Annotated in this window: 15 protein-coding genes; 14 read left to right on the top strand and 1 reads right to left on the bottom strand. The window is 31.2% G+C overall.

Annotated elements, in window-relative coordinates; translation table 11 throughout:
- Window positions 1-137 precede the first annotated feature (137 nt).
- From KZH69_RS19940 to KZH69_RS19920, 5 genes are all read left to right on the top strand, one after another.
- Window positions 138-530 (top strand): hypothetical protein, encoded by a 393-nt coding sequence (locus KZH69_RS19940; RefSeq protein WP_219319226.1) that lies wholly within the window; start codon window positions 138-140, stop codon window positions 528-530.
- A 39-nt stretch (window positions 531-569) separates the two neighbouring features.
- Window positions 570-1,016 (top strand): YbbD-related protein, encoded by a 447-nt coding sequence (locus tag KZH69_RS19935; protein WP_219319225.1) that lies wholly within the window; start codon window positions 570-572, stop codon window positions 1,014-1,016.
- 706 nt (window positions 1,017-1,722) lie between these two features.
- Window positions 1,723-2,115 (top strand): hypothetical protein, encoded by a 393-nt coding sequence (locus KZH69_RS19930; protein ID WP_219319226.1) that lies wholly within the window; start codon window positions 1,723-1,725, stop codon window positions 2,113-2,115.
- 39 nt (window positions 2,116-2,154) lie between these two features.
- Window positions 2,155-2,601, top strand: coding sequence for a YbbD-related protein (locus KZH69_RS19925; RefSeq protein WP_219319225.1), 447 nt, complete (start codon window positions 2,155-2,157; stop codon window positions 2,599-2,601).
- A gap of 149 nt (window positions 2,602-2,750) precedes the next feature.
- A complete protein-coding gene (locus KZH69_RS19920) occupies window positions 2,751-3,272 on the top strand; it encodes a hypothetical protein (RefSeq protein ID WP_219319224.1) in 522 nt (173 codons plus the stop codon).
- Window positions 3,273-3,627: 355 nt separating this feature from the next.
- Here the strand turns inward: KZH69_RS19920 and KZH69_RS19915 are convergent, their stop codons facing one another.
- On the bottom strand, window positions 3,628-3,909 hold the full coding sequence (locus tag KZH69_RS19915; protein WP_219319223.1) for a hypothetical protein: 282 nt from the start codon (window positions 3,907-3,909) through the stop codon (window positions 3,628-3,630).
- 603 nt (window positions 3,910-4,512) lie between these two features.
- Between KZH69_RS19915 and KZH69_RS19910 the strand changes: the two genes are divergently transcribed.
- The 9 genes from KZH69_RS19910 to KZH69_RS19870 all read left to right on the top strand — a co-directional run bounded on the left by KZH69_RS19910 (window position 4,513) and on the right by KZH69_RS19870 (window position 11,073).
- A complete protein-coding gene (locus KZH69_RS19910; RefSeq protein WP_219319222.1) occupies window positions 4,513-4,833 on the top strand; it encodes a MafI2 family immunity protein in 321 nt (106 codons plus the stop codon).
- Window positions 4,834-5,047: 214 nt separating this feature from the next.
- The gene (locus KZH69_RS19905) at window positions 5,048-5,470 is read left to right on the top strand and encodes a hypothetical protein (protein ID WP_219319221.1); all 423 of its coding nucleotides are present in this window, start codon (window positions 5,048-5,050) and stop codon (window positions 5,468-5,470) included.
- Window positions 5,471-5,493: 23 nt separating this feature from the next.
- Window positions 5,494-5,865 (top strand): hypothetical protein, encoded by a 372-nt coding sequence (locus tag KZH69_RS19900; RefSeq protein WP_219319220.1) that lies wholly within the window; start codon window positions 5,494-5,496, stop codon window positions 5,863-5,865.
- A gap of 18 nt (window positions 5,866-5,883) precedes the next feature.
- Window positions 5,884-6,336 carry a DUF2846 domain-containing protein gene (locus tag KZH69_RS19895; RefSeq protein WP_219319219.1) on the top strand — a complete coding sequence of 151 codons (453 nt, stop codon included), beginning with the start codon at window positions 5,884-5,886 and terminating at the stop codon, window positions 6,334-6,336.
- The gene (locus tag KZH69_RS19890) at window positions 6,326-6,562 is read left to right on the top strand and encodes a hypothetical protein (RefSeq protein ID WP_219319218.1); all 237 of its coding nucleotides are present in this window, start codon (window positions 6,326-6,328) and stop codon (window positions 6,560-6,562) included. Before KZH69_RS19895 ends, KZH69_RS19890 begins: the two co-directional genes overlap by 11 nt.
- A gap of 1,665 nt (window positions 6,563-8,227) precedes the next feature.
- The gene (locus KZH69_RS19885) at window positions 8,228-8,764 is read left to right on the top strand and encodes a hypothetical protein (RefSeq protein WP_219319217.1); all 537 of its coding nucleotides are present in this window, start codon (window positions 8,228-8,230) and stop codon (window positions 8,762-8,764) included.
- 2 nt (window positions 8,765-8,766) lie between these two features.
- The gene (locus tag KZH69_RS19880; RefSeq protein WP_219319216.1) at window positions 8,767-9,483 is read left to right on the top strand and encodes a hypothetical protein; all 717 of its coding nucleotides are present in this window, start codon (window positions 8,767-8,769) and stop codon (window positions 9,481-9,483) included.
- 165 nt (window positions 9,484-9,648) lie between these two features.
- Window positions 9,649-10,140 (top strand): hypothetical protein, encoded by a 492-nt coding sequence (locus KZH69_RS19875; protein WP_219319215.1) that lies wholly within the window; start codon window positions 9,649-9,651, stop codon window positions 10,138-10,140.
- Window positions 10,141-10,296: 156 nt separating this feature from the next.
- Window positions 10,297-11,073: a hypothetical protein gene (locus KZH69_RS19870; RefSeq protein WP_219319214.1), complete on the top strand. Its 777-nt coding sequence runs from the start codon at window positions 10,297-10,299 to the stop codon at window positions 11,071-11,073.
- Window positions 11,074-11,338: the final 265 nt, after the last annotated feature.

The raw sequence follows: 11,338 nt of genomic DNA, 5'->3' as shown, positions 1-11,338 counted from the left end.
CTAACACACGCTACAAGCAATTTGGGTTTTAGGCTTAATTTGAAAATGGTTTTGTATTTGGAAGATTTGGCAAATCCGAAAATAGGGCTTAATTTAGTCCCAAACTGCTTGTAGCGCGAGAACGTTATAAGCCATTTATGAAACTAAACTATACATCAGAAATATATCAGATTTGGACAGAAATTGATTCTGTTTCTTTTGAACGCAAACTTGAAAACGAAACTGCGTTTGATGGAATTGTAAAAATCTATAGTTTAAAAACTAATGTTGAAAATGTCAACCAAAAATTAGAAGGACATTTTTTTGGAAACTTTATTTATTCTACAGAAAATGGTGCTTTTCTCAGAATGTTTGACAACAAGGATTCATGGCCAAAAACAACTTTGATTTATCTTGATTTTATAAATTCAACTGTAACAGAAATAAACCGAAACAATTCTTCCTGGAACGTTTGGAAAGGAAAAAATTTAGAAAATGGAAAATATTCAATAGAAATTTCTCCAACAGAAAGTATAGAATTCCAAACATAACGGAAATAAAAACAGCTTATAACAGCTACTACAACGAACATGAAAAAATATTTTCTAACATTAATTTTCCTAACATTAATTTCTTGTTCTGAAGCTTACGATCAGAATTATGATTCTTATGCAGAATTTTCGAAGGCAAATCAAAGAAATAAGGGTTGGTTTCCAGAAATTATTTTTCCTGACGCAACAAATTTGAAAAACCGCTCCTACTTAAGCTCACATACAGTTTTCGGAAGTTTTAATTACACAAACCATAAAAAATACGATTCAATATTTTTGGTTGGTGAGAAAGTTGATAAAAAATCACTAAGAAGAAAATTACTGGCGATAGAAAAACTTCGCCCTAATTGGATTGAAAACACAAACAGTATAAAATTTGACAGTTTAGAATTAGTAAAATTTGAGCATTTTTATTTAGCCAAAAACAATTCAAAAAGTAAAATTTTGTATTGGAATATTGGAGAGAAAAATATAAACGGCTTATAACAGCTACTACAACGGATTTGGGTAATTGGCTTAATGGAAAGTTGGTTTTGTATTTGGGATGATTTGGCAAATCCGAAAATAGGGCTTAATTTAGTCCCAAACCCACTGTAGTACCAGAACGTTATGCGGGAGTTGAAAGAAAATGACAGGATTTCAGTTAAAATCACGTTTTCAAAAAAGCATTTAGTTGCGCAGACAATCGAAATCCAGAAACTTGAAAATTGGATTTTTAATTGGAAACTTGAAAAGCGAAAACTTGAAAATTGGAGTTTCTAAAATGAATATGAAAAAGCAGAAACTTGAAAAGCAAACTTGAATTTCGGAGTTTCCAAACTGAATCTGAAAAGCAGAACTTAAAAATTGGAGTTTTAAATTGTTGCAAAAACTGAAACTTAAATATTGAAGTTTCATTGAGAATAAAAATAGACAATCGTTTTGATTGTGAAATTGAAACGAAAAAAGGGAATGAAATTTAACTGAGATTTGGGCAAGAATTGGGTTTTGTACCTGCCAAAAATAGGCTGAAAATCGATTATTAATAGGAATATCAGCTAGAAACAACCCCCGCATAACACACGCTACAACGGATTTGGGCAATTGGCTTAATTTGGAAATGGTTTTGTATTTGGGATGATTTGGCAAATCCGAAGAATAGGCTTAATTTAGTCCCAAACCCGCTGTAGCGCGAGAACGTTATAAGCCATTTATGAAACTAAACTATACATCAGAAATATATCAGATTTGGACAGAAATTGATTCTGTTTCTTTTGAACGCAAACTTGAAAACGAAACTGCGTTTGATGGAATTGTAAAAATCTATAGTTTAAAAACTAATGTTGAAAATGTCAACCAAAAATTAGAAGGACATTTTTTTGGAAACTTTATTTATTCTACAGAAAATGGTGCTTTTCTCAGAATGTTTGACAACAAGGATTCATGGCCAAAAACAACTTTGATTTATCTTGATTTTATAAATTCAACTGTAACAGAAATAAACCGAAACAATTCTTCCTGGAACGTTTGGAAAGGAAAAAATTTAGAAAATGGAAAATATTCAATAGAAATTTCTCCAACAGAAAGTATAGAATTCCAAACATAACGGAAATAAAAACAGCTTATAACAGCTACTACAACGAACATGAAAAAATATTTTCTAACATTAATTTTCCTAACATTAATTTCTTGTTCTGAAGCTTACGATCAGAATTATGATTCTTATGCAGAATTTTCGAAGGCAAATCAAAGAAATAAGGGTTGGTTTCCAGAAATTATTTTTCCTGACGCAACAAATTTGAAAAACCGCTCCTACTTAAGCTCACATACAGTTTTCGGAAGTTTTAATTACACAAACCATAAAAAATACGATTCAATATTTTTGGTTGGTGAGAAAGTTGATAAAAAATCACTAAGAAGAAAATTACTGGCGATAGAAAAACTTCGCCCTAATTGGATTGAAAACACAAACAGTATAAAATTTGACAGTTTAGAATTAGTAAAATTTGAGCATTTTTATTTAGCCAAAAACAATTCAAAAAGTAAAATTTTGTATTGGAATATTGGAGAGAAAAATATAAACGGCTTATAACAGCTACTACAACGGATTTGGGTAATTGGCTTAATGGAAAGTTGGTTTTGTATTTGGGATGATTTGGCAAATCCGAAAATAGGGCTTAATTTAGTCCCAAACCCACTGTAGTACCAGAACGTTAGTGGCAAGCAACTTAAAAACAGAAGATGAATTACATGATAATTAAACAGCTTAAATCAATTATAGTAATTGTTATTCTAACACTTCCCTTGGTTTGTTTTTCACAAAAAGACACAACTAAAACCGTGATTAATGGTTTTGCGAAAGAAAGAAAAGACATTCCTGCAAAAATAGTTTCGAACAAAACAATTGGAATAGCAGATACCATTCCAGCTTTAATTAAGTTTAAATTTATAGATGATAAAAACAGAGAAATTGAATTAACAAGGATAACAATTGCAAATTTAGAATTGCGCGAAACTTTTAAGTTTGAACTCGATTTGCTGAAAACAGATGATTTTGGTTATTATAGTATTTATTTAAAACCTGCTAATTATTCTCTTTTATTTCATGATAACACATATGGCGAGTTAAAAATTGATTCGTTAAAATTAACCTCAGGACAAATACAAGAAATTATTGTTAATCTTGGCTCAAGAATTACAATTGAAGAATACAAAACAATTCAAGGGGAAACATTGCATTTAAAATCTGAAAAAAGTAATTAAAGCCGAAAATGAAGCCAGCCACTAACACACGCTACAAGCAATTTGGGGATTTGGTTTAATTTAAAAATGGTTTTGTATTTGGAAGATTTGGCAAATCCGAAAAATGGGCTTAATTTAGTCCCAAACTGCTTGTAGCGCGGGGACGTTAGGGTGTATAGCTGTTGACGATCAACAGTCGATTTTAATCAGAAGCTTTGGTTCGGAAAATACAAAACGAAGCAGAAACCGAGCCGGCGAAATCTGAACCGAAATTGAAAACGAAATCTGAAGCTTAATTGTTGTGGACAAACGAACGTGAAACGCTTTTTGGACAATCGAGAACGGAATTTTTTTGACGATTTTTTTTGAGGTTTAATTATCGTTTTTTCAATCTTTGTCTCCAAAAAGCAGAAACTAATTGGAACGGAAATCGAAAAGCGGAAAAACTTCCGCAATTGGAATCGATAATTGGAATGACAATTCGTTCGTGCTCAGCAATCGTCAAGCTACACACCCTAACAGCCACTACAACGGATTTGGGCAATTGGCTTAATGGAAAAATGGTTTTGTATTTGGATGATTTGGCAAATCCGAAGAATAGGCTTAATTTAACCCCAAACCCGCTGTAGTGCCAAGACGTTGGCGGTAATTGCGACATATTTACACTTAAATCGAATCTTTCAGCAAACGGAAGAAAATAAATGCGTGGATGAATATTAGAAAAGCATAAATTGTAAATAATTATTTTCAGAACATTAAAGAGACTTTAATAAAAAAAAAGATTTACACTTAAAATACAATAACGATGAGCTCTGCGAAAAAAAAGAAAATAATTTTAATAATAATTCCGTTGATATTTATTGCAGCTCTTTACTATAGAAGTGATGTTTGCTATGTTGAAAATTACTATTTGGCAGCTACATTTACTTCTATTCTATTAATAAAAAGTGCTATTAAATTAAAATATAGCAAGCTGTTTACAAGATTATATTTATTCCTCATCTTTTTTTTGTGGGTTTTACTTTCCATTACTTTATATGCGTATTTCACTCAATTCGTTCAACATTATACTCCGTGTAATTGGGTATTTAGATGTTTTATGAACAAATGAATAAATAACTACCGCCAAATATAAGATGGCGGTAACGCAGTAACCGAACAAGTAAAAGCGACAACAACAAATTATCTCAGCAAGATTCGGAATTTGTTTCTTTTTATCGAGAGATTAATAATCTATCGATTAACTAAAATTATTTATAAAATGTCTGATATCATTAAAACAGAAGAAGATTTAAATCTAATGTTAAGTAGTATGCGAGCTTTATTGGGAGAAATTACGCCTTCTCTTCGTTCAGTGTCAACTGAATTACGTGGAAAAATAATTATTTGGCAATGCATATTTGACACCGAAGCAACTGAAGACGATTTTGAACTTGCAAGTATGGCTTCAGGCGAAGTAATCGCGGATTATAATGATTATGGTTTAGAAGAAATTATTATGCGTATTCCATATCCAAATAAAATGAAACACTTACGAAATTTGGTTTATTTAAGACACGAAAGTAATTATTATAAAGAATAAGAACTACCGCCAACACACGCTACAAGCAATTTGGGTATTAGGCTTAATTTGAAATTGGTTTTGTATTTGGAAGATTTGGCTAATCCGAATAATGGGCTTAATTTAGTCCCAAACTGCGTGTAGCGCGGGAACGTTAGCGGTCAGCTTCGAAAAACGAACCGCAGACGGGGAAAGCTGAAAACCGAATAGAGTAAGCGAAATAAATTTAAAAAAAATGAAAAAAATTAAACTCATTTTAATTTCACTTATCACATTAACAACATTTTCTTGTTCAAAATCTGATTCAGATTCTCCTGCAACTACAAATGCACCAGAAACTTTGTATCCAAGTGATTATGCGTTAAAAAACGCAAACGGAATAACTGAATGTTATGTATATTTTGGTTTATTAAACAATCCATTTACCAGTAATACAACAAGTAGCCTTATAACTCAAGGTTCTTTTAGTAACAAAATTATTTACACATACAGCAAACCAAATGGAACTATTTTGATTGGACCAAAAACACCAGGAAGTCCAACACCAACTTCACCTTTAGTATTTAAAGAAAATATGACTTATCCATTTACAATAAACGGAGATAAGTTAACTTTAACAGCAAATGGAGTAAATTACATATTAACTTTAGAACCTTAATCTAAATTCAAAAGACATTAAAAATGAAAAAAATAATTTTAATAGTTTTGGTTCTTTTAACTTCAAATTTTGCAAATTCTCAAAACACAAAAAAGAAAACTACTGCAAAAAGTAGTAGCATTAAATATACAGAAGAAAAGGCTTTAGAACTAATAGCTGATTATTATGAATTTTATAATGCAGACGAAGAGTACGATAATCCTGTAGTTCGAAGAATATCAAACAATGTATTTTATGTAAAAGTTGAGTATTGTAGTGGAGGAAAAGATACTTGTTATACAACAGATTATAATGGAGGAACGGTAAAACACGACTTTTTTTGGAGTTCTAAAGTTTTAGTTCTTAAAATTCAATCCTCAACAAAATATACCGTAACCATAAAAGAAGATTATTAAAAATACAAATTTAGAAAAATGAAAAAAATATTATCAATTATTTTAGTAACTATTTTAATAAGTAGTTGTGCGCCAACAAAACAATTTGTCTCATTTTCACACAACAAACCGATTGAAGATAACAAGGGTAGAATTTATGTAATTAAACCTGCGTTTGTTGGTTCGGCTGTTAAAACAGCAATTTATTGTAATGATGTTCTAGTTGGAAATACTGCAAATGGAAGTTATTTGTGTTGGGATGTAGAAGAAGGAATGTACATAATTGGAAATACTCAACACGTTCATAATGGAACAACTTTAGGTTCTGCGTCAGGCGAGGACGTTTTTAGAATTAATGTTAAAAAAGGCAAAACATACTATTTAAGACAATCTCCACATTTTGGCGGTATAAGTTTTGAAATAATAGACAATGCTGAAGGCGAAAAAAGTATAAAAAGCAGAAAAAAACCAACTGTAAACTATGCAGAATAATCAAATAAAATATAAGGTAAATCAAAGAGTTTTTTACGGTAGCTTAAAATGTATAATTATCGCTACCAAAACAGAACCTTACAAACCAACTGTTGACCCGTATTACAGAAAAGAAAGGTTTCCAGAAAAAGATTATTTACTTTTCAGACTTATAAATGTTGAAACGGATGAGTATTTAGGAATTTTTGATGTTAACGAAAGTGAAATTGAGGATGTTGAATGGTAACCATTGAAACCTAAAAAGCCGAACCGCTAACACACGCTACAAGCAATTTGGGTTTTAGGCTTAATTTTAAGTTGGTCTTGTGTCAGATAAATTTGTGTTTATCCGAAGATTTGGTTTCCTTAATCCCAAACTGCTTGTAGCGCGAGAACGTTACTGGTGACTTGTGCCGAAATTACGCACATAAAAACAATTAGAAAATAAGCATTTGTTTACGCAGAAAATTTACAAAGCAGAAGCGTGAAAATTGGAACTTGCCAGCAGAAACTTGAAAAACAGAAATGTGAAAAACATTGCACCCAAAGTTGCGAACCGAAAATTAAAAGCGTGAAAATTGGAATTTGCCAACAGAAACTTGAAAAGCAGAATCTGGATTTTTTTGCTCAGAATTTATAAATAGAAAAGTGAATAATTGAAAATAATAAGCCGAAAATTACGAGCTAAAAACAGAAACTTGAAAAGTTGGATTTTGCCAACAGAAGCGTGAAAAGTTTACTGTTCAATTGTAATTTCGACAAAACAAGCCACCAGTAACACACGCTACAAGCAATTTGGGGATTTGGCTTAATTGAAAAATTGGTTTGTATTTGGAAGATTTGGCAAATCCGAATAATGGGCTTAATTTAGTCCCAAACTGCTTGTAGCGCGGGGACGTTAGCAGTCATAGCTCCTTGGAATAGAGAAATTTACGTTATAAAAAACAATAAAACAGAAACTAATCTTGCGTTTAAACTGCTGACAAACTAAACGCAATTGAAACGGATTTTTGAAATCGAGTTTCTGAATGGATTTTGAAAATCGAGTTTCTTGTGGCTTAACTTTGTAGATTTTTTTCGTCGATTTTATATCGTATTTCAACAACTTATGCTGTAGCCGAAGATTTAGCCCTTTTCTTGTGTTTAGAGAACGGATTTTGAAAATGTCAATTCATTCGCAATTGGAATGGATTATTATAATCGATAATTGGAAGTTCTCATATTGCGTGTCACTACGCCTGCTAACACACGCTACAAGCAATTTGGGTATCTGGCTCAATTTGAAGTTGGTTTTGTATCAGAAAGATTTGGCTAATCCGAAAATAGGGCTTAATTTAGTCCCAAACTGCTTTTAGCGCGGGAACGTTACTGGCTAGTTATGCCGAAATTACGCAGATAATTTCGATTTGGATTAAAGTTTGCAACTCGCAGAAACTTAAAAAGCAGAAGCGTGAAAGTTGGGATCGCCAACGGAAACTTGAAAAGTTGAAACCTGAAAAGCGAAAGAGTGAAAATAGAAACTTGCCAACAGAAACTTGAAAATTGGAATCTGAAAAGCAGAAACTTGAAAGTTGAAACTTCCCAGCAGAAACTTGAAAAGCAGAAACTTGAAAAGTTTTGTGCGGAAAATAAAAAGTGACTAATTGAAAATAATACGCCGAAAATTACAAGCTAAAAAACAGAAACTTGAAAGTTGGATTTAGCCAACAGAAGCGTGAAAAATTTGCGCTTAAATTGTAATTTCGACAAAATAACCAGCCAGTAACACACGCTACAAGCAATTTGGGTATTAGGCTTAATTTAAATATGGTTTTGTATTTGAAAGATTTGGCAAATCCGAATAATGGGCTTAATTTAGTCCCAAACTGCTTGTAGCGCGGGGACGTTGGCAGTAATTTTAAAAATACGTATTATGAAAAAATCGCATTTAATTTTAATTTTCTTATTTATAATCTGTAGTTCTTTTAGTCAAACTAAAAAAGAAACAGAGAATTGGATAAATAAAAACATAAATGGATATTCTGTTGATTATGGAAATAATCCAATAAATATTGTTGAGAATATTTATATTGAAAATGGTTATTTATACTTTTATTATCATTGGAAAAGAGAAGATGAAAATTATTATGACGGCACTTGGAGTAAAGTTGCGCTAAAATATATAAAAAGTATTGAATATTCATATGATAAATCACCAGGATTAAACAACAAATGGATTGAATTGCACTTAAATTTTACTAAAGGAAAATGTTTTCAGGGGAAACTAGATGACGAATTTCAAGGTAAAGATAATGTTGCTTATGAAGTACAATCAGAACGTAATATCATAACACAAAGATTAAATATGGACTTTGTAAAAAGTGGCATGAAAAAGAGAATTGAAAAAGCATTATTAAGTATTATTAAACAATATGGCGGAAATGCAAGTTTAAAAAAAGAAGCCTTTTAACTATGAAAAGTCAAATCCTAGAAAAAGATTTTTGGATTAAGAAAAGACAAATCGTTCGCAATTCATATGGAATCGATGATAATTGGTTAGAGATTATCGAAAAATTCAAAACGAGAATTGAAAATTATTATTTGACTCCTATTGATAGTGTGAAAGAACCTATGAAACTGAAAGGAGAAGGTTTCACAATCTTAACAATACAATGTGCATTAATAGAAATGTTTGCTTCTTTTAAATATGGAAAAATCCATAATCATAATAAAAAAGGAAAAAGACCAAATTATGAATACAAAATAGCAAATGAATGTTTTATTCCTTTTCTTCATTCAGAATCAATTTTTGAGAATCATTTTCATAAAATAGAACATGGTGAAAAAGTAATTAATCAACCTTTTTCAGCAACTGAATTCTATAATAATGTTCGATGTGGATTAATGCATGAAGCTCGAACTAAAGGAAATTGGGTTATTAATGCTAAGACAAAATATCAAGGAGACGAAACAATTTTTATTTCAGAAGATACTGTAAGAAATAAAATTAGCATTGATAGGACTATTTTGCACAAACAATTAAAAAAATATTTTTCAGATTACTTAAATAGAATTTCTGAAGACTCACTAGAAGGAAATCTTTCAAGAAGATTTTTTGCTAGGAAACTTGACCATTTATATGAAATACCACCTGATACAGGAAATTTTGAATGGTGGATTGATAATTAAAAAAACTACTGCCAACACACGCTACAAGCAATTTGGGCATTTGGCTTAATTTGAAAATGGTTTTGCATTTGGAAGATTTGGCAAATCCGAAAGATAACGCTGACTTAACCCCAAACTGCTTGTAGCGCGAGAACGTTACCAGCAATTTTAAAAAAACGATATTGAATGATAGAACCAATTATAGGATTTTCAGCTTTCATCTTGATAGTTTATATTATCATTCGGTCGGCAAATAAATCCCGAAAAGAACAATATAAAAAGTTGATTGAGAGTTTAAAAGCAGAAACAGAACTTTTTGTTGAACAGACTAAAAGTTCAACGATGACAATCGGTCTAAATAATCGAGATTTTCTATTCAATCGTTGCGATTTATATTTAACTAAAAACGCAATGATAATTTTAGGGTTTACAAAAGATAGTTTTTTAAAACAACTCTCATTACCAATTATATTAACAACGGAACTAAATGAATTCTCAAATAGATTTCCATTCGCTTATGTAAAAAAAGCAAACAAAATAAGTTTCGAAAATAACATTGTGAAGATTAATTTTGGAGAAAAAGGAATTACAAAAACTGAAGTTATACTAAAGTTAAATTCACTAAATGAGAAAGAGAAAAACAAAATCGAACAATTAGCCGAAAAAAACTGCTGGTAACAGCCACTACAACGGATTTGGGTATTGGGCTTAATGGAAAAATGGTTTTGTATTTGGGATGATTTGGCAAATCCGAAAAATGGACTTAATTTAACCCCAAACCCGCTGTAGTGCCAGAACGTTACCTGCAAGCATAGAAAAATCGTAAACAGACAAATGAGCAATAAAAAATTGAGCAAACCTTTTAGGTTCAACCAAAATTCTGAAATACGAAGGGATTTTTATAAAAGACTTTTATATATTGGAATTTGCATTATTCCAATAATAATCTTTGCTGACAACAAAGATGAATTTAGACTTGTACCATTGCCATTTTTTCTTTTTGCAATGTATCAACTATTGCAAATTATTGCACTTTCTCAACTAATAATAGACGATTTTTTCCCTCCTAAGATAGTATCTGAAAGAAAAACAAAACCATTCGACAAATTCGTCTATTATTTTTCTAACACTTTGTTTTTTGTTGGACTGTTAAGTCAAATTTTTGAAATACGAAAATTTGACAATACTATAAATGGAACTAAACTCTTTTGGATAGCAGGATGCGTTGGCATAACATTCGCAATTATTTTAACCGTAATCCTTAAAACAAAATTTCCAAGCGTGTACTACGAAAGCAAAAGAAGATATACCGTTCATTTCGGTTTATTTATTGGACTTTTCCTGTTTACATCAGCATCGACAGGCTTTGTAAATCATAGCTTTTCGGACGGAATTAAAACATACAAGAATTATAAAATTCAAAGAAAAGGAAAAAGTGGCGGTAGGACGACGGAATATTTTATATACTTATCAATTAACAATAATGATGAACGGTTTTCAATTGGTAAAACAAGATATGACCGTTTTAAAGAAGGAGATGAAATTGAACTTTGTACAATCAAAGGGAAGTTTGGATTTGAATATGTGACAGAATTTAACAAACTATATTAAAACAAAATGCCTGCAGGTAACAGCCACTACAACGGATTTGGGCAATAGGCTTAATGCAAAAATGGTTTTGTATTTAGGATGATTTGGCTAATCCGAAAATAGGGCTTAATTTAGTCCCAAACCCGCTGTAGTGCCAGAACGTTATGCGTAATTGGCAGTAGACTACGGAGTTTCTTGCACAATGAATTTTCGGGATATTTTTTTTGAGGATTTTAAAAGAATAAAGCATTTAGGCCTCAAGTCTTTCGATTGGAATCGTAGAAAG

This window comes from Flavobacterium taihuense (assembly GCF_019351435.1).
Classification (GTDB): domain Bacteria; phylum Bacteroidota; class Bacteroidia; order Flavobacteriales; family Flavobacteriaceae; genus Flavobacterium; species Flavobacterium taihuense.
This window is presented reverse-complemented; position numbering and strand designations above follow the sequence as displayed.

Bases quoted from the DNA above. Each gene is read 5' to 3' on its own strand.
- KZH69_RS19915 (WP_219319223.1), bottom strand. From the start codon at position 3,909: ATGTCGCAATTACCGCCAACGTCTTGGCACTACAGCGGGTTTGGGGTT.
- KZH69_RS19890 (WP_219319218.1), top strand. From the start codon at position 6,326: ATGCAGAATAATCAAATAAAATATAAGGTAAATCAAAGAGTTTTTTAC.
- KZH69_RS19930 (WP_219319226.1), top strand. From the start codon at position 1,723: ATGAAACTAAACTATACATCAGAAATATATCAGATTTGGACAGAAATT.
- KZH69_RS19885 (WP_219319217.1), top strand. From the start codon at position 8,228: ATGAAAAAATCGCATTTAATTTTAATTTTCTTATTTATAATCTGTAGT.
- KZH69_RS19895 (WP_219319219.1), top strand. From the start codon at position 5,884: ATGAAAAAAATATTATCAATTATTTTAGTAACTATTTTAATAAGTAGT.
- KZH69_RS19935 (WP_219319225.1), top strand. From the start codon at position 570: ATGAAAAAATATTTTCTAACATTAATTTTCCTAACATTAATTTCTTGT.
- KZH69_RS19940 (WP_219319226.1), top strand. From the start codon at position 138: ATGAAACTAAACTATACATCAGAAATATATCAGATTTGGACAGAAATT.
- KZH69_RS19870 (WP_219319214.1), top strand. From the start codon at position 10,297: ATGAGCAATAAAAAATTGAGCAAACCTTTTAGGTTCAACCAAAATTCT.
- KZH69_RS19880 (WP_219319216.1), top strand. From the start codon at position 8,767: ATGAAAAGTCAAATCCTAGAAAAAGATTTTTGGATTAAGAAAAGACAA.
- KZH69_RS19900 (WP_219319220.1), top strand. From the start codon at position 5,494: ATGAAAAAAATAATTTTAATAGTTTTGGTTCTTTTAACTTCAAATTTT.
- KZH69_RS19875 (WP_219319215.1), top strand. From the start codon at position 9,649: ATGATAGAACCAATTATAGGATTTTCAGCTTTCATCTTGATAGTTTAT.
- KZH69_RS19925 (WP_219319225.1), top strand. From the start codon at position 2,155: ATGAAAAAATATTTTCTAACATTAATTTTCCTAACATTAATTTCTTGT.
- KZH69_RS19920 (WP_219319224.1), top strand. From the start codon at position 2,751: ATGAATTACATGATAATTAAACAGCTTAAATCAATTATAGTAATTGTT.
- KZH69_RS19910 (WP_219319222.1), top strand. From the start codon at position 4,513: ATGTCTGATATCATTAAAACAGAAGAAGATTTAAATCTAATGTTAAGT.
- KZH69_RS19905 (WP_219319221.1), top strand. From the start codon at position 5,048: ATGAAAAAAATTAAACTCATTTTAATTTCACTTATCACATTAACAACA.